The following is a 23,816-nucleotide window of genomic DNA, read 5'->3' as shown; positions in this document are numbered from 1 at the left end:
TGGGGGCCTTTCGCGTTCGCGGATGCCGCTGTCGAGCCGCTGTCGCCTACTCGAACAGGTGCGCGACGATGCTCGAGGTATAGCCGCTGGGGGCGAGGTTGGAGTACTTGGTATCGATGAGCACGTCGTCACGCCAGAACAGGGTGCGCCCGTCGGTGACGGGGTAGGTGCCGTTCGCCCACTCCTTCTCGCAGCGTGTTCCGTTGTCGGGCGTGAAGCACGTGAAGCCCTCCTTCGCGGCGAGTCCGTTCAGGAGATCGAGTGCGGGGCCGCGGTTCATCTCCGAGATCGTGGTCATGAGGTAGGTCGTGTCGGCCCGGGGATCTCGCCAGAGACAGATGAGGGAGCCGTCGGGCTGCGCGCCGGTGGGCCCGAAGTTCTCGGGGTTCAGCGGGGTCTCTCCGAGTTGCGTCAGCACCTCCTCGGAGAGGATCTCTCGGCAGTCCGTGGGCATCTTCACGGCCTTTGTCGTCGCCGTTGGTGAGGGGCTGGGTTTCGCGGTCGTGGGAGCGCTGGTGCTGGGCGAAGGATCCGCAGGGCTGCTGGAGGACGCTTCGGAGCCTGAAGGGCTTCCGAGAGGCGCGCACGCGGCGAGACCGCAGGCGAGGCCGAGCGCGGCCAGCAGCATCATTCCGTGGCGGAGAGGTGTCGGGCGTGACGGGGGGCTGGTCGGTGCGCTCATGGGCATACGCTAGTCGACGAGAGTGGGCGTGGCCAGGATGCGGCGCCGTGCAGTCGATCGTGCAGAGGAGCAAAGATGCCGGAGCCGGTGCCGTCGCGGGTGGTCGTGATCGGGGATGCCCTGATCGATGAGATTCGGGATGCCGGTGGCGTGCGTGAACTCGTCGGCGGTGCTGCGTTGAACGTGGCAGTCGGGCTCACACGGTTGGGGATTCCCGCAACCCTCATCGCGATGGTCGGAGCGGATGCGGCGGGTGACCACATCCGCACCTATCTGCACGATCACGGGGTGCAACTGCTGGCCAGTGAGGCTCCGCTCGGCTCGTCGCGGGCGATCGTCACACGTGGGGCGGACGGTGAGCCGAGCTACCGGTTCAATGAGGCTGCGCAAGGTCGCAGCATCCGCTATTCCGACGCAGAAAAGGAAGCGCTTGCACAGGCCGACGCCGTCGTTGTGAGCTGCTTTCCCTTCGACAACGGCGCAGAGGTCGACGCGCTTCTGGACGCAGTGGGAGATCGACCCCTGATCGTCGATCCGAATCCTCGAACCGGGATGATGCGCGATCGTGCGGATCTCGCCGAAGGTTTCCTGCGCGTGGCCGCGGGCGCGCGTGCGATCAAGATCGGGTCGGATGACGCGGAGATTCTCGCCGACGGCGACCTGCCGGCGCTGGGGGAGCGCCTGCGCGACAACGGCGCAGAGATCATCCTGATGACTGCGGGCGCGGCGGGTGCCGCGTTGCGGGCGCCGGGCTGGGAGGTCAGCCGACCCATCGCGACGCTGCCTGGGGCGATCGTCGACACGGTGGGTGCCGGTGATGCCACGCTGGCCGCGCTCGTTGCGGGGCTCGTGGGCGGAGTCCCCGAGACGGAGGGAGCGGCGGGGTCTCTCCTCGAGCGCATCATGGAGGTCGCCGCGGCGACGTGCCGCGGGGAAGGCGGGCTGCTGCGCACGCCGGAGTCACTGCTCGCGTCGCCGATGGATCGCAGCGCGACCTAGATCCTGGCGAATTTAGTCGCTGATCGGGCGATTTCACGCGCTCGCGTTCGACAGGTAGTATTGATCTTCGCGCCCCCGGTCTGCTGGAAAAGTGGGACGGGCGTGCACTGGCAAGTTGCCCGAGCGGCCAAAGGGAGCTGACTGTAAATCAGCCGCGTAAGCTTCGGGGGTTCGAATCCCTCACTTGCCACCAGTAGTACACGAAGGGCCCTGCGTAAGCAGGGCCCTTCGTCGTTCTCGCCCTGTGCTGCCGCCGAACTATCACGGGATGGTATCGGTCATTGCGTCATGCCCTTCTCGCGGGTATAAATGTAAGCGCTTGCACAATCCCCTCGGGACAGCGACGACCACGCGCGAGCCGATCCCAGACTCCGCGGGACCACGACAGAGAGGTACACCAATGAAGGTGAACAAGAAGGGCGTTCTCGGCATCAGCGCCCTGATCGCCACAAGCGCCCTGATCCTCACCGGCTGCGCCGGCGGTGGCGGCGACGCCGGTTCCACGGCCCCCGCCGACGGCGGATCGCTCACGGTCTGGGTCGACGCCGACCGCGCGACCGTGCTCAAGGACGCCGCGAAGGCGTTCCAGGATGAGACGGGAGTGAAGGTCACCCTCGTTCAGAAGGACTTCGGTGAGATCCGCGACCAGTTCATCTCGCAGGTCCCCACCGGCAAGGGCCCGGACATCGCGGTCGGAGCGCACGACTGGCTCGGCACGCTCGTGACCAACGGAGTGGTCGCCCCGGTCGAGCTCGGCGACGCAGCGGGTGACTTCCAGAAGGTCGCCATCGACGCGATGTCGTACGAGGGCAAGACCTACGGCGTGCCGTACTCGATCGAGAACATCGCGCTCATGCGGAACACCGCGCTGGCGCCGGAGGCACCCGCGACCTACGACGACATGATCGCTGCGGGCACGGCGGCAGGAACCGAGTACAAGTTCCTCGTCGGGCTCGACCCCGAGCAGGGCGACCCGTACCACCTGTACCCGTTCCAGACGTCGTTCGGAGCTCCGGTCTTCGGCACCAACGCCGACGGCACCTACAACGCCGCCGACCTGCAGATCGGCAATGCCGGTGGCGACGCATTCGCCGGATGGCTGGCCGCACAGGGCGCCGCGGGCATCCTGAACACGAACATCTCGGGTGACCTCGCTCGTGAGAGCTTCGTCGCGGGCAAGTCGCCCTTCTTCCTCACTGGCCCGTGGAACGTCCCGGCCGCACAGGACGCAGGGCTCGACATCGCGATCGACCCGATCCCCTCGGCTGGTGGTCAGCCTGCGCAGCCGTTCGTCGGCGTGCAGGGCTTCTTCCTCAGCGCGAAGAGCAAGAACGTCGTCGCGGCGACGAACTTCCTCACGAACTACATCGGTAGCGAAGACGTGCAGACCGCGCTCTTCGAGGTCGGCGGCCGTGCACCGGCACTGACCGCCTCGTTCGACGCAGCACTCGCATCCGATGAGATCGTCGAGGGCTTCGGCACCGTCGGCGCGGACGCCGTTCCGATGCCGAACATCCCGCAGATGGGATCCGTCTGGGAGTTCTGGGGCGTGACCGAGGTCGCGATCATCAACGCACAGGGTGACCCGGTCACGCTGTGGCAGAAGATGACCAGCGACATCGCGGCCGCGATCAAGTAATTCGCTCAGTCTCCGGGGCGGCGCTCGCACAGGGTGTCGCCCCGGAACTGTCAGCGGTAGCATCCCCACAACAAAGGGCTCAGACGATGACGATGACTCCCCAGCGGACTTCCGCCGAGATCCGCAGAGACAAGCTCTCCGCCCGTGCCGCGCGCATGGCGGAAGCGGCGAGCGGCGGCTGGAAGGTCGTGCTCTTCAAGATCGTGGCGCTCGGCCTGATCGACGCGATGGCGCTGTACTCGTGCCTCGTGCTCTTCCGCGCGGGCAACTGGGTCGTGGGCTCGATCATCGCGGTCGGCACGGTCGTCGTCAACATCATCTACCTGCGCAAAGGTGGCCTGCCCGCGAAGTACCTCACTCCGGGACTCATCTTCCTGCTGATCTTCCAGATCTTCGTCGTGCTGTACTCGGGCTACATCGCCTTCACGAACTACGGCACCGGCCACAACAGCACCAAGGAAGATGCGATCAGCGGCATCATGCTGCAGAACCAGGAGCGTGTGCCGGATTCCGACGCGTATCCGGTCTCGGTGCTGCAGGGGCCGGGCGAACTCCTGTTCCTGGTCACTGACCCGGACGGTGACGCTCTCATCGGCGGCACGGACCGCCCCCTCGAGAACGTCGACGATGCGACGTTCGAGGGTGGCAAGGCGGTCGGAGCCCCCGGCTACACGACGTTGGACTTTGCCGGGCTCATCGCGAATTCCGAGGAGATCACGCAGATCAGCGTGCCGATCAGTGACGACGTCAACGACGGGATGCTGAGCACCGCCGACGGCGCCACGGCCTACCTCTACACGTCGCGCTACGTGTACGACGAGGTCGCCGACACGATGACCGACACGGAGAGCGGCGTCGTCTTCTCCAACATCGGCACGGGCGCGTTCACTGCGCCGGACGGCACCGAGATCCTGCCGGGGTGGCAGATCACCGTCGGCTTCGACAACTTCATCCGCGCCTTCACCGAACCGAGCATTCGTGAGCCGCTCATCTCGGTCACGATCTGGACGTTCGTCTTCGCGATCCTCTCGGTGGCGACGACGTTCATCCTGGGTCTCTTCCTCGCCATCGTGTTCAACGATCCGCGGATGAAGAGCAAGAAGTTCTACCGGGTCATCATGATCCTGCCGTACGCGTTCCCCGGGTTCCTGTCGGCGCTGGTGTGGGCGGGAATGCTGAATCAGGAGTTCGGCTTCGTCAACACGGTTCTGTTCGGCGGCGCCGAGATCCCCTGGCTGACGAACGAGTGGCTGGCGAAGTTCAGCATCATCTTCGTGAACCTCTGGCTGGGCTTCCCCTACATGTTCCTCGTCACGACCGGGGCGCTGCAGTCGATCCCCGACGAGCTGACCGAGGCCGCCCACATGGACGGCGCGCGCACCTTCCAGGCGTTCCGTCTCATCAAGCTGCCGCTGCTGCTCGTCTCCGTCGCGCCGCTGCTGATCTCGTCCTTCGCCTTCAACTTCAACAACTTCAACCTGATCTACATGCTGACCGGGGGTGGCCCGCGCGACATCACCGCAGGAGTGAACGTCGGCGCCACCGACATTCTCATCTCGATGGTCTACAAGGTCGCCTTCATCGGCGCCAACCGTGACTACGGTCTGGCCAGTGCCTTCTCGATCATCATCTTCATCCTGGTGGCGACGATCTCGATCATCGCCTTCCGCCGGACCAAGGCTCTCGAGGAGCTGAACTGACATGACGAACACCGACGTTCATCCCACGACCCGAGCCGCGATCGTCGCCCGCACCGGCAAGGACGGCACGATCCCGCTGCCGCGCCGGCCCTTCCCGAAGTGGTTCCGCGAAACCGGCTGGCGCCACATCATCGGCATCGCGATGCTGGTCTTCGCTGCCTTCCCGCTGCTGTACGTGCTCTCGGCGTCTCTCAACCCCGGTGGCACCCTGGTCACAGCGAACTCGCTGTTCTCCACCGTCGACCTGGGCAGTTATGTCGAGCTGTTCAACCGTCCGCAGCAGCCGTACGCGGCCTGGTTCGCCAATACGCTCGTGATCGGACTCAGCTCCGCAGCCGGCACGGTGCTTCTGGGGGCCCTCGCCGCCTACGCCTTCTCACGCATGCGGTTCACGGGGCGCCGGTTCGGACTCATGACGCTGCTGCTGGTGCAGATGTTCCCGCAGCTGCTGGCGATGGTCGCGATCTTCCTCCTCATGAGCGCGATCGCCGACATCTTCCCGGCGATCGGCCTGAACAGTCAGATCGGCCTGATCATGGTCTATCTCGGCGGTGCCCTGGGTGTGAACACCTACCTGATGTACGGGTTCTTCAACACTGTTCCGGCGTCGATCGACGAGGCGGCGAAGATCGATGGCGCGGGCCACGCGCGCATCTTCTTCACGATCATCCTGCGTCTCGTCGCTCCGATCCTCGCTGTCGTCGGTCTGCTGTCGTTCCTCGGCACGATGAGCGAGTTCGTGATCGCGAGCGTCATCCTCGTCGATCCCGAGAAGCAGACCCTCGCGGTCGGCCTCTACCAGTTCATCTCGCAGGAGACCTCGCGCAACTGGTCGGTGTTCGCGGCCGGTGCGGTGCTCGCCGCGCTCATCCCGATGGGGTTGTTCCTCGCGCTGCAGCGGTTCATCGTGGGCGGGCTGACTGCGGGAAGCGTCAAGTAGGCAATGCGCGGTGTGCGTTCGGTCGTCGTGTGGGGTGCCCTCGTGGCATCCGCTGTGGCGATGTCCGGATGCTCGGTGCCCTCCGCTGTCGAGCCTGCGGCCCCGGACGTGGGCGTGCAGCTCTTCCAGCTGCCCTGGACCTCCATCGCGGAGGAGTGCGAGAGCGCGCTCGGCCCCGCGGGGTTCGCCTGGGTGCTCACCTCTCCACCGCAGGAGCATGTCGTGGGGGAGCAGTGGTGGGTATCGTACCAGCCCGTCAGCTACCAGATCGAGTCCCGCTTGGGGACGCGGGCGGAGTTCGCAGACATGGTCTCGCGGTGCGGGGCGGTCGGTGTCGATGTCATCGCGGATGCCGTCATCAACCACATGAGCGGTCAGGATGCTCCCGGCACAGGCTGGGTAGGATCGGCTTACGCGCACCAGGGGTATCCGGGGCTGTACGGGCCGGGGGAGTTTCATCATTGCGGTCTCACCGCTCAGGACGACATCGAGGACTACGGCTCGCGTGAGCAGGTGCAGAACTGCGAGCTCGTGAACCTCGCCGACCTGGACACCGGATCTCCCGCGGTCAGGCAGACGATCGGTGCGTACCTGGATGATCTGCTCTCGCTCGGCGTCGCGGGCTTTCGGATCGATGCGGCCAAGCACATGGCCGCGGAAGACGTCGCGGCGATCGTCGCTGCTCTGCCCGAAGGCACCAGGGTGATGAGTGAGGTCATCCGCGGTGCGCGCGAGCCGATCCAGCCGGAGGAGTACACGGCGTTCGGCGAGGTGTTCGAGTTCTCGTACGCACGAGAGCTCGGTCCACAGCTGGAGTCGGGGATGCTGTACGACCCGGATCTCTCGGACGAGCGAGCGTTGCACGTCCCGGCGTCGTCGGCGGTCGTGTTCATCGACAACCACGACACCGAGCGCGGCAACGCACCGCTGACCTATCGCAACGGCGCGGAGTATCTCCTCGCGAACGTCCTCATGCTCGCCGATGACTACGGCGCGCCCGTGGTGTACTCGGGCTACGCCTTCAGCGACCGCGATGCGGGTGCGCCGACGAACGCCGATGGCACCGTCGACGGTGGCACGTGCGCGCCGCATCCGGCTCCGGACGCGGAGTATGCCGACGGCGACCGCACCTGCGTGCAACGCTGGGCGGGGATCGTCGGGATGCTGGAGTGGCGCGCGGTCGTCGGAGATGCGGCGCGGATGCCGGGTGTCAGCGAGAACGACGCCTACGGTTTCGAGCGCGAGGGACGCGGGGTCGTCGCCGCCAATCCGAACGATGCCGACGCGTCCGTTGCTGTTCCCACCTCCATGCCCGACGGCGAGTACTGCGACGTCGTGGCGAACGGGTCGGGTTCGTCCTGTCCGGAGGGTGCGCGCGTCCGCGTGCGGGACGGTCTTGCCGCCTTCGACCTGGCTCCGCAGCAGGCCGCTGCCATCCATCTCGGATCACGGGTGTCGTAGCGACGCCGCACCGATCGGACTCATAACTGAACAACAATCTGAAGGCTCTGTCATGGCGTCCTGCCGTGCATCCGCGTCGCATCCCGCGCACTCGTGCGCCCCACGAAAGGATCCGGTGCCACCATGACGCACCTCACCCCCCACCACGACGGCTCGCCGCTGTACGTGTCGAACTCCGCCCCCGCGCTCGGGGACGCCGTGCGCGTGCGCGTGCGCATCCCGAGTGGCTACGGGCCGCTCGCTGCCGTGCGCACGCGATCCAACCCCGACCACGAACCGGCCTGGTCGGACGCCGTTCCGCAGGGCATCGTCGACGGCTGGGAATGGTGGGAGGCGGAGATCGTCGTCGCGAATCCCCGGCATGGATACCGCTGGCTCTTCGTCCACGAGGACGGCACCGTGCACTGGCTCAATCAGTCCGGACTGCACACCCTCGAGACGCTCGATGCCGAGGACTTCGCGTTGGTCACCTCGCCTCCTCCTCCGGCATGGATGCACGACGCGGTGATGTATCAGGTGTTCCCGGACCGCTTCGCGCGCTCGCCGCAGGCGGATGCCCACCCCACGCCGGACTGGGCCATCGCCGCGAGCTGGGACACTCCGGTGGACCCGGTGCTGCCCGGCCGCTCGCAGCAGTTCTACGGAGGTGACCTCGACGGCATCACGGCGCACCTCGACCACCTCGTCGAGCTGGGCGTCAACCTGCTGTATCTGACGCCCATCTTCCCGGCGGCGTCCAACCATCGCTACGACGCCTCGAGCTTCCTGTCGGTCGACCCGCTCCTGGGTGGGGATGACGCGTACCTGCGCCTGATCGAGGCGGCGCATGCCCGAGGCATCCGCATCATCGGCGACCTCACCAGCAACCACTCCGGTGATCGCCACGAATGGTTCCAGGCGGCACTCGGTCACCCGGGCGCACCGGAGGAGGAGTTCTACTACTTCACGGACGACGCGAACACCGAGTACATCTCGTGGCTCGGAACCCCGACGCTGCCGAAGTTCAACTGGGCGTCGCAGGAACTGCGGCGTCGCTTCATCGACGGCGCGGACTCGGTGGTCGCGAAGTGGCTGCGGCCGCCGTACAGCACGGATGGCTGGCGCATCGACGTTGCGAACATGACGGGCCGCCTCGGCGACATCGACCTCAACGCGGACGTGCGGCAGGTGCTGCAGCGGACCATGCACGAGGTGAACTCCGAGACGGTGCTGCTGGGGGAGTCGACCAACGACGCGGCGAGCGACCTGCAGGGCGACGGATGGCACGGAGCGATGACGTACCCCTCGTTCACCCGCCCGCTGTGGGCCTGGCTCAGCGCGCCCACGGGTGCGCCGTATCTGAACGCCGAGGGCGAGGAGCTCACCGAGCCGTGGTTCTTCGGCCAGCCCATCGGCGGCATCCCGCGCTACACGGCATCGGAGTTCGTGGCCGCGGTGACTCGCTTCACAGCGAGCATCCCGTGGCGTGTGCGCCTGGGCAACATGCAGCCGCTCGACACCCACGACACCGCGCGCTTCGCCACGAATGCCGCACCGGGGGCTATCCCGCTTGCGGTGGGGTTGTCGATGACGCTGCCCGGTGTTCCCGTCGTGTTCGCCGGCGATGAGTTCGGCCTCATCGGCACGGACGGTGAGGCCAGTCGGACGCCCATGCCCTGGGGCACGGAGGATGAGCCTGAGGTGGCTGCGCGGCTGGCGCTGTACCGCTCGCTCATCGGGCTGCGCCGTGCGCATCCGGTTCTCGGCACGGGCGGCATGCGCTGGGTGCACGTCGACGACGACGCGATCGTCTTCATCCGGGAGTCCGAGGAGGAGAGTGTCCTCGTGGTCGCGTCGCTACGCGACGTGGACGTCGTCCTCGAGGCAGCGGCAGTGCCCGGTGCGGAAGTTGCGGTCGCCCTGGTGGGGGAGGGCGCACTCCGGCCCGGTGCTGACGGGTCGACGCGTCTGTCCGCCCGGGGGCCCGTGTTCGCCGCCTGGGCGCTTCCGGGGGTGGCACAGCCGTGATGCGCAGGGGATTCGAAGAGCTCAGCGCCGGAATCGCGGCGGGGGTGCGTGCACACGACGATCTCCGGGGGGTCGTCCTGCTGGGATCAGCATCCGCCGATGCGGCCGCACGCCGAGACGAATGGTCGGATCACGACTTCTTCGCGCTGATCGCGCCCGGGCGCGGGCCTGCGGTGCGTCCGGATCTGGGGTGGCTGCCCGATCAGGATCGGATCGTCCTCACGGCACGCGAAGGCGAGGTCGGTTTCGTCGCGCTCTACGACGATGCGCGGCTCTGCGAGTTCGCGCTCGCCGAGGCGGAGGAGCTCTCCGGTGCGCTCGTGACGGATGCGACGATCGTCGAGGACGACGCGGATGGTGCGCTCGCCGCACTCGTGGCTCGTGGACGGACGCAGGCGGAACAGGCAGGTGCGCTCGATCCGGTGAATGATGCGCGGCTCGTGCTGGTGAAGCTCCTGATCGGGGTGGGTCGCGTCCGTCGCGGGGAGGTGCTGGCGGGCGGTGCGTTCATCCGACAGTGGGCCGTGCAGCATCTGCTTCGCGCGCTGCGCGGGCGTGCCGGCGAGCAGGGTGCGAGCTTCGGCGATCCGTGCGATCCATTCCGGCGCTTCGAGCAGGACTTCCCGGTCTGGGGTGCGCGGATCGCGGATGCGCTGTCGCGTCCGCCAGAGGAAGCCGCCCGGGAGCTCTATCTCTTCGCGCGCGAGGTGCTGGAGCCCGGGTGGGCGCAGTTCCCTTCCCGTGCCGCGGACGTCGTCGCGCTGCGACTGGGCTGGTGATTCAGGAGCCGGGTCCGTTCGGGCCCGGCTCTTGATACGCGGTCGCAGTCTCGGCCACACTGAGTGCCATGGGATCAGCGTTGACCACCATCGGATTGCCCGTCGCACTCGGCATCATCATGTTCGGCCTCGGGCTGAGCCTGACCGTGGGCGATTTCGCCCGTGTCGCCAAGCAGCCGAAAGCGGTGATCGTGGCCTTGCTGTGCCAGCTGGTTCTGCTGCCGGCGATCTGCTTCGGTCTTGTGCTGCTGTTCCAGCTTCCGCCCGTCCTCGCCGTGGGAATGATGATGCTCGCCGCCTCTCCGGGCGGCACCACCGCGAACCTCTACAGCCATCTCTTCCGTGGGGACATCGCGCTGAACATCTCCCTCACGGCGGTGAACTCGGTGATCGCGGTCATCACTCTGCCCATCATCACGAATCTCGCGATCGCGTACTTTCGGCCGTTCGACGACCAACTGGGTCTGCAGTGGTCGAAGGCTCTGGAGGTCTTCGCGATCGTGCTGCTTCCTGTGGCGTTGGGCATGCTCGTGCGTCGGTTCTGGCCTCGGTTCGCGGATGGCATGGACAAGCCGGTCCGCATCGCCTCCGTGATCATTCTGATCGTGGTGATCGCCGGGGCGGTGGCCTCGAACTGGTCGCTGCTGGTCGAGAACTTCACGCGTCTCGCGCTCATCACCGTCGCGTTCTGCGTGATCAGCCTGGCTGTCGGCTATCTGGTGCCGCGGATGCTGCGCGTCGGTCGTCGACAGGCCATCGCATCGTCATTCGAGATCGGCATTCACAATGCGACGCTGGCCATCGTGATCGCGCAGACAGTGCTCGGTTCGGTCGAGCTGAGTCTGCCTGCGGCGGTGTACGGCGTGCTGATGTTCTTCATCGCGTTCGGCTTCGGCTTCCTCATTCGGGGGAAGGGCCAGGAGGGAGCGGATGCTGCGCCGGAGCGAAGCGCATCCGCCACCGCATCCTGATATGTCCTGAAAATCAGCCATCCACTTATATTCAGGAAAAATAAGCTCTATGCTTATGTCATGCCTGTTGCAGTGATCGCCGACATCATCGGCTCTCGCGCCCTTCCTGACAGGTCGGCCGCGCAACGCGAGTTCGCGCGCCTTTTCGCCGAGGTCGAAGAGGCGATGCCTCTCGCCGCCGAGCCCCTGCGTGCCACCGTCGGTGACGAGTTCCAGGCGGTCTATCCGACGCTCGATGCGGCGCTCGCCGCTCTCCTGTTGATTCAGCTGGTCCTGCCCGACGAGCTCGGCCTGCGTTTCGGCGTCGGTGTCGGCGAGGTGAGAGCCGTCACCGGTGCGGACACAGCGCTGCAGGACGGCCCCGGATGGTGGGCGGCGCGCGACGCGATCGACATCGTGGACGCGCGGCAACAGCGCGCCATGCCGAGCACCCGCACCTGGATTGTCGGCGGTGACGACCATGATGGGCGGATGAGCGACGCGATCGACACCGCCAACGCGTACGTCCTGCTGCGCGACCAGCTGGTCACCGGAATGACCGCACGAGAGCGCCGTCTCACGTATGGGCGTTGCCTGGGCCAGACGCAGAAGGCGCTCGCGGCGGCCGAGGGCATCACGCAGTCGGCCGTGTCGCAGGCGCTGCAGAACGCGGGGGCCGTTGCGGTCGTCGCCGGCTTCGAGATCCTCAGAGAGCGCGCGGCCGCATGATTCTCGCTGCGAACATCCTGCTGGCCGTCGGCATTGCCGACCTGCTGCGCACCCACGTGCGGCGTTCGGTGCAGCCGATCGCCTTCGGCGTGGCTGCCGTCGTGCTGCTTCTGCTCGGGGCCGCATCCGAATCTGCCCTCCCCGCTCTCGCGGGCATCGTGGTGGCTGTCGGGTGGGTCTTCGCGATGCCGCTCCGCCGCCGCCCGCGTCTGGGGCTCTGGCCGGCGGGCATCCTGGCCGCCATCGCCATCGCGGCGGTGGTGTGGTCGCCGCGCAGCCCTGCGCTCGGAGTGATCGGCGACTCGTGGGTCCTCATCGCGCCGACCGGCCCCGTACCGTTCGGACTCGCGCTCCTGGCTGCCGGAATCGCCGTCGTGCTCCTGGAGACCGGCAACGTGATCGTGCGGGCAGCCCTCGCCAGCGAGAACGCGCAACTTCCCGCGGAGCTCTCGTCGACAGAACCGTCGACCGTCCAGACCTCGTCTGAGGACGCGATGACAGGCGACACCGCACCGGGCTCCCCGGTCCCGGTCCCCACGGCGCCCGCTTCCGGCTTCCGCGGCGGACGTCTGATCGGACCGCTCGAGCGCATCCTCGTGCTCACGCTCACCCTCGTTGCGGCATACCCGCTGCTGGCCGCGATGCTGGCGGCGAAGGGCATCGTGCGCTTCCCAGAGATCTCCCGCGATCGCAAATCCGGCGCGGGTGCGGAGTACTTCCTCGTCGGCAGTCTCGTCAGCTGGGTGACTGCTCTCGGGGGCGCATTCCTGCTGTGGTGGGCGGCATCGACGGGAATGCTGCGCTGATAGCCTGGTGGGCGTGTCGAATTCAACTCTGACGGCTGCCGCCCCGGCCATCGACCCCACGTTCGAGAACGTGTGGGACGAGATTGTCTGGCGCGGACTCGTCCACGTGTCCACGGATCAGGATGCGCTGCGCGCACTTCTTGCAGGACCGCCCGTCACCTATTACTGCGGATTCGACCCGACCGCGCCCAGCCTGCACCTCGGTCACCTGGTGCAGCTGCTGACTCTTCGCCGTCTTCAGCTCGCGGGTCACAAGCCGCTCGGCCTCGTCGGCGGATCGACCGGCCTCATCGGCGACCCCCGCCCCACGGCGGAGCGCACGCTCAACACCCGCGAGACGGTGGCCGAGTGGGTCGACCGCCTGCGCGGCCAGATCGAGAAGTACCTGAGCTTCGAGGGCGACAATGCCGCGCGCATGGTCAACAACCTCGACTGGACGGCCCCGCTCAGCGCGATCGACTTCCTGCGTGAGATCGGCAAGCACTACCGGGTCGGCACCATGCTGAAGAAAGACGCGGTTGCGGCCCGTCTGAATTCGGACGCCGGCATCAGCTACACCGAGTTCAGCTACCAGATTCTTCAGGGTCTCGACTTCCTCGAGCTGTACCGTCAGTACGACTGCGTGCTGCAGACCGGCGGCAGCGACCAGTGGGGCAACCTCACGAGTGGCACCGACCTGATCCACCGCGTCGAGGGCACGTCCGTGCACGCGATCGGCACGCCGCTGATCACGAACAGCGATGGCACGAAGTTCGGCAAGAGCGAGGGCAACGCGATCTGGATCGACGCCGAGCTCACGAGCCCGTACGCGTTCTACCAGTTCTGGCTCGGCCAGGCGGATGCCGACGTCGTCGAGCGTCTCAAGGTCTTCACGTTCCTCACGCGTGCCGAGATCGATGAGTACGCGGCGCTCGTCGAGGCAGAGCCGTTCCGTCGTGCCGCGCAGAAGCGTCTCGCTTTCGAGGTGTGCGCACTCGTGCACGGTGTCGAGGCCACCCAGGCCGTGATCGCAGCCTCCGAGGCGCTGTTCGGTCAGGGCGATCTCACGACGCTGGATGCCGAGACGCTGCGCACCGCTCTGGAAGAGCTTCCGCACGCGACGGCCGCATCGGGCATTCCTGTGGTCGAGGCCCTCGTCGAGACCGGACTCGTGTCGAGCCTTTCGGAGGCGCGTCGCGCGATCGCCCAGGGCGGCGTCTCGCTCGACGGTGCGAAGGTCGAAGATGAGTCCGCGACGGTGACGGGCTCTCTGCCCGGTGGGGTCTCGGTGCTGCGTCGCGGCAAGAAGACCCTCGCCGGTATTTTCATCCAGGCCTGATTCGCGTCCGCCGACAGCGCCACGATCGCGGGAGGCGAAGTGCCTTTCACCCCCAGTCATGCGATCGTGGCGTTGCCGTTCCTTCGCACGCCACTGATTCCTGCGGCGATCGCGATCGGTGCGATGACTCCGGACCTGCCGCTTTTCGTCCGCGTGCTGGTACCGGACTACATGGTGACGCACGATCTGCGAGCGATCGCGTTGACGGCCACGATCGCGCTCGTGCTGCTGCTGGTCTGGCGGTGCCTGCTGCGTCCGGCGGTACGTCCGCTGGCACCGCGCTGGCTCGCGCGGCGGCTTCCGCGCGAATGGGATGCGGGAGCGCCTGCTGCCGTGCGCGAGACGTTTCCGTCTCTCGTCGGGGTGATCTGGCTCGTCGTGTCGCTCCTGATCGGAGTGGCATCGCACATCGTGTGGGATGCGTTCACGCATGAAGGTCGCGTCGGCACAGCGCTGTGGCCGGCGCTGTCGCATCCGTGGGGTCCGTTGGACGGCTACAAGTGGATGCAGTACGGCTCGACCGCGTTCGGCCTCGTGGTGCTGGGGGTCGCGGCCCTCGTGTGGTTCGTCCGCCGTCGCGCCGTCACGGGCACAGCCCCGTGCGCCCCGCGTGCCCTGCAGATCACGTGGTGGGTGTCGCTTCCGGTGTTTCTGCTCGCTGCCTGGATCTGGGGTCTGGCCGCGTTCGGCCCGCTGACGGCATCGTTCACGGTGCGGCACCTCGCCTACCGCGTGCTGCCTCCCGCGTGTGCGGTGTGGGGAGTGTTCACTCTTGCCGTGTGCCTCATCGCTCCGTCGCTGGCCCGCCGGGCGATGCGGTCCATTCCGCAGGATCTGATCCCCAGCGACGTGGCGCGCTGAAGCGGGTCGGGCCGCCGAGGTAGGCGACGGCCGGAGCCGCTGTCGTGACGGTGTCGCCGTCGACGGCGAACGTCTGCAGGTGGGCGGTCACGTCGCCGACTGTGGTGTGTGACGTGTCCTTCTGCCGGGGCAGTCGCAGCAGCTCGGCGGCCATGCGTCGCAGCGAGGTCTCGACGATCCATCCGCCGCCTTCGACGCTCTGCCGGCGCAACGCCGCACAGATGCCGGCCGCCAGGAGATAGCCGGCGCTGTGGTCCAGGCCCTGGGCGGGGAGTGCGCCCGGACGTTCTCCGTCCACGGATTCGATCCACGAGATCCCGCTTGCCGCCTGGACGAGACTGTCGAAGCCGCGCCGCGCAGGGGCGTCGGAACCCCAGGCGGTGAGCCGGGCGATCACCAGACGCGGATGCTGGGAGTGCAGCGCTTCGGGTGTGAGACCGAGACGGGCGAGGCCTTCTGTGCGATAGCCGAGGACGACGACGTCTGCCGAGTGCAGCAGCTCACGCCAGCGGATCGCGTCGGCGGCGATGGCGAGCAGCGCACTGCGCTTGCCGTGACCGGTGTCGAGGTGCTGCCATTCCGGCTCCGGGATGCGCGGCGGATCGATGCGGAGCACCTCCGCACCGAGCAGAGCGAGAGTGCGGGTGGCGACGGGGCCGGCGATCACACGCGTGAGGTCGAGAACCCGGATGCCCCGCAGCGGCGCACCGGGATCCTCGAAGCGGCGCACGGCGGGTGACGCATCCGTCACCCGGGTGACGGTGATCGCGGGGCGCTCGCAGAGCGCAGCATCCGCCTCGGGGTTCTCAGGCGAGACCGAGACACAGAGACCATCCTCCGCAGTGACCGCGGTCGTCGCGTCAACGGAGGTGAGGGCGCGCAGTCTGCGTGCAACGTCTTCGGGCGCGGCGTCCGCGGGCAGATCCAGTCCGCGCCGAAGGGCGGCCGCATGGTGCGGGTAATTGCCGTGCGTGCGCACCCACCCGTCGGCCGTGCGCCAGAATCCCGAGAACGGAGACCATACGTCGGGAGTCGCGCCGTTGATACGCAGGTGTCGGTCGCTCTGGAAGGCGACCGCGACGCGCACCGGATCGGTCTGTACCTGAACGACATCCGAGGTCAGCCGTGCGGCGGCGATCGCGGCGGCGGTCACGCTCGCCCACGCCATGTCGCCGAGAGCAAGCCGTGCAGAGAGTGGCACCGCGCCCGGATCGGCATGCGTGACGTCGAGGCTGTGCGGAGAGTCCCCGAGCGCATCGCGGAAGCGTCGCAGCGTCGAATCACGCACAGAACCGGTCATGCGTCACACCCTATGCCGGAGGACGCGCGGCGTATCCGCCCGCGTCGGAATACCGGTATGCATGGTTGACTCTCCTCATGTCGCGTGCGCCGTTGCCGATTCTCGGGTCCCTGTCGAGCGGATATCGACAGACGCTCTTGCGCCTGCGGTCAACGCTGGTTCTCGTGGCCGTGGTGCAGGGCGCCGTCGCCCTGATCGCGGCGCCCCTGCTCGTCGGGATGTTCACACTCGCCGCGCGATCCTCGGGACTCATCGCGGTGACGGACACGACAGCGGGCGCACTGTTCGGCAGTCCGCTCGGGGTGACGATCGTGGTCGTGTCGCTGCTGTTGACGGTCGCCGCGGCGCTCACCCAGCTCGCGGTCTTCGCGGTCGTCGCACGGCACAGAGAGGGCGGCGGCGAACCGGGCGTGCGAACGATCGCCGCGCAGCTGCGGCAGCGTCTGATCGCGCTGGCCCGGCGCCCGTCGACACTGGCGCTCATTCCATACCTCATTCTGCTGCTGCCGCTGGGGCACGTCGGCTTCGGCTCCGTCCTGACCCGCTGGGTCTCGATCCCTGCGTTCGTGTCGGATGAGCTCTTGAAGTCTCCGACCACGACCGCGATCTACGTCGGCTTCCTCCTGATCGTCTGGTGGCTCAACCTGCGGTTCGTGTTCGCATTGCCGCTTCTTGTCCTGGGGGAGGGGAGCGCGCCGGGTGCGCTCGCGGCGAGTTGGCGCCTCACACGCTGGCGCAGCATCCGCGTTGTGGGGCTCCTGCTCGGCGTTGCCGTCCCGCTCACCCTGGCGCTGACCGCCCTGGGGATCATCGCCGTCCTGCCCACGGTGCTCAGTGATGCTGTCGCGCCGGAGGCCTCAGTCGTGGTCGCCGCCATCGGTCTGGCGCTGCTGCAGGTGCTGGTCTTCTTCCTCGTGGGCGTGTCCGTCATGGTCCAGATGCAAGCACTCGTGCACGCGGCAGGTGCCGGGGGCGCACTGAGGGCGGATGCCCCGGAGGTCTTCGATGCAGGCGACGCATCGGATGCCTCGGCGGTGCGGACCTCCCGCACCGCCGCGCGCATCGTCGCAGCGGGCGCCCTCGCCACAGTCGTGGCGTTGACGGTGGCCGCGATCGGTCCGCTCTCGGAGGTTGCAGACGGCAGTGCGGAGGTGCTCGGTCACCGCGGCTTCAGCGACGGCGGTGTCGAGAACACCCTGAGCGCCCTGGAGGCGGCCAACCGCGCAGGCGCCGATCTCGTCGAGATGGACGTGCTGCAGACGAAGGACGGCGGCTGGGTCGTCATGCACGACACGACGCTGTCGCGTCTTGCAGGTCAGGACGTCGCCGTGGCTGATCTCACGCTCGACGAGCTCACCCGGATCGAGGTGCACGATGCCGCCGGACACGTCGACACGATCCCCTCGCTGGAGGCCTACCTCCGTCGCGCGAAGGAGCTCGACCAGGAGTTGCTCATCGAGATCAAGACGCACGGGAAGGAGACGCCGGACTACGTCGCGGAGCTCATCGCGTTCATCGACGAGGTCGACGATGCGGATGCGCACATCTATCACTCACTCGTCTCCCACGTGGTCGAGGAGTTCTCCACGCTGCGCCCCGATCTCACGATCGGGTACATCCTGGCTCTCTCCTTCACCGGAGTCCCGGAGTCGCCGGCCGACTTCCTCGTTCTCGAGCAGAGCGCGTACGACAGGGAGAAGCGGGACATGCTCTGGGACCGGGGCCAGGGTGTGTTCGTCTGGACGGTGCAGGATGCTGCCGCCATGCGGGAGTACATGCGAGACAACGTCGACGGGATCATCACGGATCACCCCGATGTGGCGCTGACCGAGAGGGACGGCATCCGCGACGACATCGGCGTCGCCGCCCGGCTGCAGGATGCGGTGGATCGTCTGCTCGTGAATCCCTGAGCGGGACGACGGCGGCGACACGCCCGGCGGGGTGGGGTGATTTGTGGGTTGGTGGGGTTGCGCGTAAGTTATTACTTGTTCGCCCCACAGGGAAGCGGAAGGGCCGGAAGGCCTCACCCCCCTCATGCTGGCGGACAGCCCACCACACTTCGAAGCCGTTTGGTTCTGGTGTGTTCTTCTCGTTTGGGGAGGGCCTGGAACTGTGGTTCTGGTGGTGGCCTGCTGGTCTGGATCGTCGATTTGACAGTCTGGGTCTGGCGGGTAAGCTAGAGAAGTTGCCTCGGAGCGTTCAGCTCTGGGTGGCGGATCTGGTTCCGAGCTTCACGGCGTGTCGATTTGACAGGCTGAGCGGCTCGGATAAGATAGAGAAGTTGCCCTGAAGGGAAGGCCGTGAGGCTGGACCGCAGGAGCATCCGATCCTTGAGAACTCAACAGCGTGCACTTGTCAAATGCCAATTTATTCCTCGTCCATTGACCTTTTGGGTTGATGGTGAGAAATTCCTTTGGATCAAAGACCAACCCTTTGGGGTTGGCAACGGATAGTCAGCAATGATTTATCTCTTTGGTCAGTTTCAAACTCGCTGCATGGCCGTTTTCCCGGTTGTGTATGCATTTCTTTTTTACGGAGAGTTTGATCCTGGCTCAGGATGAACGCTGGCGGCGTGCTTAACACATGCAAGTCGAACGGTGAAGCAGGAGCTTGCTCTTGTGGATCAGTGGCGAACGGGTGAGTAACACGTGAGCAACCTGCCCCGGACTCTGGGATAAGCGCTGGAAACGGCGTCTAATACTGGATACGAGTAGCGACCGCATGGTCAGCTATTGGAAAGAATTTCGGTCTGGGATGGGCTCGCGGCCTATCAGCTTGTTGGTGAGGTAATGGCTCACCAAGGCGTCGACGGGTAGCCGGCCTGAGAGGGTGACCGGCCACACTGGGACTGAGACACGGCCCAGACTCCTACGGGAGGCAGCAGTGGGGAATATTGCACAATGGGCGCAAGCCTGATGCAGCAACGCCGCGTGAGGGATGACGGCCTTCGGGTTGTAAACCTCTTTTAGTAGGGAAGAAGCGAAAGTGACGGTACCTGCAGAAAAAGCGCCGGCTAACTACGTGCCAGCAGCCGCGGTAATACGTAGGGCGCAAGCGTTATCCGGAATTATTGGGCGTAAAGAGCTCGTAGGCGGTTTGTCGCGTCTGCTGTGAAATCTGGGGGCTCAACCCCCAGCCTGCAGTGGGTACGGGCAGACTAGAGTGCGGTAGGGGAGATTGGAATTCCTGGTGTAGCGGTGGAATGCGCAGATATCAGGAGGAACACCGATGGCGAAGGCAGATCTCTGGGCCGTAACTGACGCTGAGGAGCGAAAGGGTGGGGAGCAAACAGGCTTAGATACCCTGGTAGTCCACCCCGTAAACGTTGGGAACTAGTTGTGGGGTCCATTCCACGGATTCCGTGACGCAGCTAACGCATTAAGTTCCCCGCCTGGGGAGTACGGCCGCAAGGCTAAAACTCAAAGGAATTGACGGGGACCCGCACAAGCGGCGGAGCATGCGGATTAATTCGATGCAACGCGAAGAACCTTACCAAGGCTTGACATATACGAGAACGGGCCAGAAATGGTCAACTCTTTGGACACTCGTAAACAGGTGGTGCATGGTTGTCGTCAGCTCGTGTCGTGAGATGTTGGGTTAAGTCCCGCAACGAGCGCAACCCTCGTTCTATGTTGCCAGCACGTAATGGTGGGAACTCATGGGATACTGCCGGGGTCAACTCGGAGGAAGGTGGGGATGACGTCAAATCATCATGCCCCTTATGTCTTGGGCTTCACGCATGCTACAATGGCCGGTACAAAGGGCTGCAATACCGCGAGGTGGAGCGAATCCCAAAAAGCCGGTCCCAGTTCGGATTGAGGTCTGCAACTCGACCTCATGAAGTCGGAGTCGCTAGTAATCGCAGATCAGCAACGCTGCGGTGAATACGTTCCCGGGTCTTGTACACACCGCCCGTCAAGTCATGAAAGTCGGTAACACCTGAAGCCGGTGGCCTAACCCTTGTGGAGGGAGCCGTCGAAGGTGGGATCGGTAATTAGGACTAAGTCGTAACAAGGTAGCCGTACCGGAAGGTGCGGCTGGATCACCTCCTTTCTAAGGAGCATCTGACTCATCACGAGTCCAGAACCCAGATCGAAGGCGTACGTTCTTCGCTGGGAGCTCATGGGTGGAACATTTGACATGACATCAGCGCAGCTGGTTTCTGCTAGTACGTCAACTTCGGTTGGTTGGAATGTGGGGATTGGTGAGCGGGGTGTCTGCACGCTGTTGGGTCCTGAGGGACCGGGTGCAACCCGTTTGGGTTGCGGCTGAACCTCAGGACTCTTCTGGTTTCTGGCCTTTTTGGTTGGTTGCTGGTTGAGTACCGCCCGTACTTTGAGAACTACACAGTGGACGCGAGCATCTTCAACATGACCCTTTGGGGTTGTGTTGTGAAAGATGATCTTAAAGATCATTAGTCAATTTCTGATTCACACTTTCGGGTGTGGGTCGAGTTTTGATTCAACTCATGTGATTTCAAGTCTTTAAGAGCAAACGGTGGATGCCTTGGCATCTGGAGCCGAAGAAGGACGTAGCAATCTGCGATAAGCCTCGGGGAGTGGATAAGCACACTTTGATCCGAGGGTGTCCGAATGGGGAAACCCCGCTGGGCGGCGTGCCGACCTAGTGACTCCCGCCTGAATATATAGGGCGGGTAGAGGGAACGTGGGGAAGTGAAACATCTCAGTACCCACAGGAAGAGAAAGCAACCGCGATTCCGTTAGTAGTGGCGAGCGAAACCGGATCAGGCTAAACCGAGCATGTGTGATAGCCGGCAGGCGTTGCATGTTCGGGGTTGTGGGACTCACCTGGATCTTCTGCCGAAGGTCCGACGTTACAGAAGCGTATAGACGAACGGTCTTGAAAGGCCGGTCATAGAGGGTGCCAACCCCGTAGTCGAAATGCGTGTTCTGGCGTGGAGAGTATCCCAAGTAGCACGGGGCCCGAGAAATCCCGTGTGAATCTGTCAGGACCACCTGATAAGCCTAAATACTCCCAGATGACCGATAGCGGACAAGTACCGTGAGGGAAAGGTGAAAAGTACCCCGGGAGGGGAGTGAAATAGTACCTGAAACCGTTTGCTTACAAACCGTTGGAGCCTCCTTAGTAGGGGTGACAGCGTGCCTTTTGAAGAATGAGCCTGCGAGTTAGCGATATGTGGCGAGGTTAACCCGTGTGGGGTAGCCGTAGCGAAAGCGAGTCTGAATAGGGCGATTCAGTCGCATGTCCTAGACCCGAAGCGAAGTGATCTATCCATGGCCAGGTTGAAGCGCGTGTAAGAGCGCGTGGAGGACCGAACCCACTTAGGTTGAAAACTGAGGGGATGAGCTGTGGATAGGGGTGAAAGGCCAATCAAACTTCGTGATAGCTGGTTCTCTCCGAAATGCATTTAGGTGCAGCGTTGCGTGTTTCTTGCCGGAGGTAGAGCTACTGGATGGCCGATGGGCCCTACAAGGTTACTGACGTCAGCCAAACTCCGAATGCCGGTAAGTGAGAGCGCAGCAGTGAGACTGTGGGGGATAAGCTTCATAGTCGAGAGGGAAACAACCCAGACCACCAACTAAGGTCCCAAAGCGCGTGCTAAGTGGGAAAGGATGTGGAGTTGCTTAGACAACCAGGAGGTTGGCTTAGAAGCAGCCACCCTTGAAAGAGTGCGTAATAGCTCACTGGTCAAGTGATTCCGCGCCGACAATGTAACGGGGCTCAAGCACGCCACCGAAGTTGTGGCATTGACATTATTGGTAGGCCTTCGTGGTCCAGCCGTGTTGATGGGTAGGAGAGCGTCGTGTGGCCAGCGAAGCGGCGGTGTAAACCAGCCGTGGAGGCTACACGAGTGAGAATGCAGGCATGAGTAGCGAAAGACGTGTGAGAAACACGTCCTCCGAAAGACCAAGGGTTCCAGGGTCAAGCTAATCTTCCCTGGGTAAGTCGGGACCTAAGGCGAGGCCGACAGGCGTAGTCGATGGACAACGGGTTGATATTCCCGTACCGGCGAAGAACCGCCCAAGCTAATCCAGTGGTGCTAAGCGCCCAAAGCCAGACACCGTCACCTTCGGGTGGCATCGTTTGGTGGAGCGCGCGACCCCATGCTGGTGCGGTTAGCGTATTAACAGGTGTGACGCAGGAAGGTAGCCCAAGCCAGGCGATGGTTGTCCTGGTGCAAGTGCGTAGGCCGAACGGTAGGCAAATCCGCCGTTCACGTAGGCTGAGACACGATGCGGATAAAAAGTGGGTGATCCTATGCTGCCGAGAAAAGCATCGACGCGAGGTTCTAGCTGCCCGTACCCCAAACCGACTCAGGTGGTCAGGTAGAGAATACCAAGGAGATCGAGAGAATCGTGGTTAAGGAACTCGGCAAAATGCCCCCGTAACTTCGGGAGAAGGGGGGCCATCGACGTATTAGGACTTGCTCCGAAAGCGTTTGGTGGCCGCAGAGACTAGTGGGTAGCGACTGTTTACTAAAAACACAGGTCCGTGCCAAGTCGCAAGACGATGTATACGGACTGACGCCTGCCCGGTGCTGGAAGGTTAAGAGGACGGGTTAGCTTCGGCGAAGCTCAGAATTTAAGCCCCAGTAAACGGCGGTGGTAACTATAACCATCCTAAGGTAGCGAAATTCCTTGTCGGGTAAGTTCCGACCTGCACGAATGGCGTAACGACTTCCCAACTGTCTCAACCGCGAACTCGGCGAAATTGCACTACGAGTAAAGATGCTCGTTACGCGCAGCAGGACGGAAAGACCCCGTGACCTTTACTACAGCTTGGTATTGGTGTTCGGTGTGGCTTGTGTAGGATAGGTGGGAGACTTTGAAGCAGGGACGCCAGTTCTTGTGGAGTCATTGTTGAAATACCACTCTGGTCACTCTGGATATCTAACTTCGAACCGTAATCCGGTTCAGGGACAGTGCCTGGTGGGTAGTTTAACTGGGGCGGTTGCCTCCCAAAAAGTAACGGAGGCGCCCAAAGGTTCCCTCAACCTGGTTGGTAATCAGGTGTCGAGTGTAAGTGCACAAGGGAGCTTGACTGTGAGACTGACAGGTCGAGCAGGGACGAAAGTCGGGACTAGTGATCCGGCAGTGGCTTGTGGAAGCGCTGTCGCTCAACGGATAAAAGGTACCTCGGGGATAACAGGCTGATCTTGCCCAAGAGTCCATATCGACGGCATGGTTTGGCACCTCGATGTCGGCTCGTCGCATCCTGGGGCTGGAGTAGGTCCCAAGGGTTGGGCTGTTCGCCCATTAAAGCGGTACGCGAGCTGGGTTTAGAACGTCGTGAGACAGTTCGGTCCCTATCCGCTGCGCGCGTAGGAAGTTTGAGAGGATTTGACCCTAGTACGAGAGGACCGGGTTGAACGAACCTCTGGTGTGTCAGTTGTTCCGCCAGGAGCACCGCTGATTAGCTACGTTCGGAATGGATAACCGCTGAAAGCATCTAAGCGGGAAGCCGGCCTCAAGATGAGACTTCCATGCCTTCGGGCGAGAGGCTCCCAGCCAGACTACTGGGTTGATAGGCCAGATGTGGAAGCGTGGTAACACGTGCAGCTGACTGGTACTAATAAGCCGATGACTTGATAACACACCGTTTTTGGTGCTTGCGTCCACTGAGTGGTTCTCGATGTACGGTCGAGAACCACCTTCAACACAAC

The 23,816-nt window shown here is 64.4% G+C and carries 15 protein-coding genes, 1 tRNA gene and 2 rRNA genes; 16 read left to right on the top strand and 2 right to left on the bottom strand.

Going from position 1 to position 23,816, the window contains the following annotated elements:
- Positions 1–46: 46 nt before the first annotated feature.
- Entirely contained in the window at positions 47–682 is a 636-nt protein-coding gene (locus JOD62_RS03950; protein ID WP_239526534.1) for a hypothetical protein, read from the bottom strand.
- A 75-nt stretch (positions 683–757) separates the two neighbouring features.
- Here JOD62_RS03950 and JOD62_RS03945 point away from each other — a divergent pair, with 75 nt between their 5' ends.
- The 13 genes from JOD62_RS03945 (at position 758) to JOD62_RS03885 (ending at position 14,871) form a co-directional block, all read left to right on the top strand.
- Positions 758–1,681 (top strand): PfkB family carbohydrate kinase, encoded by a 924-nt coding sequence (locus JOD62_RS03945; protein WP_204938014.1) that lies wholly within the window; start codon positions 758–760, stop codon positions 1,679–1,681.
- Positions 1,682–1,790: 109 nt separating this feature from the next.
- A tRNA-Tyr gene (locus JOD62_RS03940) sits at positions 1,791–1,874 on the top strand.
- Positions 1,875–2,081: 207 nt separating this feature from the next.
- Positions 2,082–3,320, top strand: coding sequence for a sugar ABC transporter substrate-binding protein (locus tag JOD62_RS03935; RefSeq protein WP_204938013.1), 1,239 nt, complete (start codon positions 2,082–2,084; stop codon positions 3,318–3,320).
- An 86-nt stretch (positions 3,321–3,406) separates the two neighbouring features.
- Entirely contained in the window at positions 3,407–5,020 is a 1,614-nt protein-coding gene (locus JOD62_RS03930; RefSeq protein ID WP_204938012.1) for an ABC transporter permease subunit, read from the top strand.
- A gap of 1 nt (position 5,021) precedes the next feature.
- Positions 5,022–5,960 carry a sugar ABC transporter permease gene (locus tag JOD62_RS03925; protein WP_204938011.1) on the top strand — a complete coding sequence of 313 codons (939 nt, stop codon included), beginning with the start codon at positions 5,022–5,024 and terminating at the stop codon, positions 5,958–5,960.
- 3 nt (positions 5,961–5,963) lie between these two features.
- Positions 5,964–7,421, top strand: a complete 1,458-nt coding sequence (locus JOD62_RS03920) for an alpha-amylase (RefSeq protein ID WP_204938010.1) — start codon at positions 5,964–5,966, stop codon at positions 7,419–7,421.
- A 123-nt stretch (positions 7,422–7,544) separates the two neighbouring features.
- Complete coding sequence (locus JOD62_RS03915) at positions 7,545–9,428, top strand: glycoside hydrolase family 13 protein (RefSeq protein WP_204938009.1); 1,884 nt, start codon at positions 7,545–7,547, stop codon at positions 9,426–9,428.
- Complete coding sequence (locus JOD62_RS03910) at positions 9,428–10,207, top strand: hypothetical protein (RefSeq protein WP_204938007.1); 780 nt, start codon at positions 9,428–9,430, stop codon at positions 10,205–10,207. The genes JOD62_RS03915 and JOD62_RS03910 overlap by 1 nt, the downstream gene beginning before the upstream one ends.
- An 80-nt stretch (positions 10,208–10,287) precedes the next feature.
- Positions 10,288–11,178 carry a bile acid:sodium symporter family protein gene (locus JOD62_RS03905; RefSeq protein WP_239526533.1) on the top strand — a complete coding sequence of 297 codons (891 nt, stop codon included), beginning with the start codon at positions 10,288–10,290 and terminating at the stop codon, positions 11,176–11,178.
- Positions 11,179–11,238: 60 nt separating this feature from the next.
- Complete coding sequence (locus JOD62_RS03900) at positions 11,239–11,886, top strand: SatD family protein (RefSeq protein WP_204938005.1); 648 nt, start codon at positions 11,239–11,241, stop codon at positions 11,884–11,886.
- Entirely contained in the window at positions 11,883–12,692 is an 810-nt protein-coding gene (locus JOD62_RS03895) for a hypothetical protein (protein WP_204938003.1), read from the top strand. The genes JOD62_RS03900 and JOD62_RS03895 overlap by 4 nt, the downstream gene beginning before the upstream one ends.
- A 13-nt stretch (positions 12,693–12,705) precedes the next feature.
- Positions 12,706–14,010 (top strand): tyrosine--tRNA ligase, encoded by a 1,305-nt coding sequence (gene tyrS, locus JOD62_RS03890; protein ID WP_271171438.1) that lies wholly within the window; start codon positions 12,706–12,708, stop codon positions 14,008–14,010.
- A 39-nt stretch (positions 14,011–14,049) separates the two neighbouring features.
- Positions 14,050–14,871, top strand: a complete 822-nt coding sequence (locus JOD62_RS03885) for a DUF4184 family protein (protein WP_204938002.1) — start codon at positions 14,050–14,052, stop codon at positions 14,869–14,871.
- Here the strand turns inward: JOD62_RS03885 and JOD62_RS03880 are convergent.
- Positions 14,795–16,171, bottom strand: coding sequence for a CoA transferase (locus tag JOD62_RS03880; RefSeq protein WP_204938000.1), 1,377 nt, complete (start codon positions 16,169–16,171; stop codon positions 14,795–14,797). The genes JOD62_RS03885 and JOD62_RS03880 overlap by 77 nt on opposite strands.
- A gap of 77 nt (positions 16,172–16,248) precedes the next feature.
- On the opposite strand from JOD62_RS03880, the gene JOD62_RS03875 reads away from it, so the two are divergent.
- From JOD62_RS03875 to JOD62_RS03865, 3 genes are all read left to right on the top strand, one after another.
- Entirely contained in the window at positions 16,249–18,081 is a 1,833-nt protein-coding gene (locus JOD62_RS03875; RefSeq protein ID WP_204937999.1) for a glycerophosphodiester phosphodiesterase, read from the top strand.
- Positions 18,082–18,700: 619 nt separating this feature from the next.
- Positions 18,701–20,224: ribosomal RNA gene (locus tag JOD62_RS03870) — 16S ribosomal RNA — on the top strand.
- Between the two features lie 421 nt (positions 20,225–20,645).
- Positions 20,646–23,746 (top strand): 23S ribosomal RNA (locus JOD62_RS03865).
- The 16S and 23S rRNA genes sit together here, the layout of an rRNA operon.
- Positions 23,747–23,816: the final 70 nt, after the last annotated feature.

Source organism: Microbacterium keratanolyticum (assembly GCF_016907255.1).
Lineage (GTDB): Bacteria > Actinomycetota > Actinomycetes > Actinomycetales > Microbacteriaceae > Microbacterium > Microbacterium keratanolyticum.
Note: the sequence above shows the minus strand (reverse complement) of the source record. Positions and strands in the feature narration are given on the sequence as shown.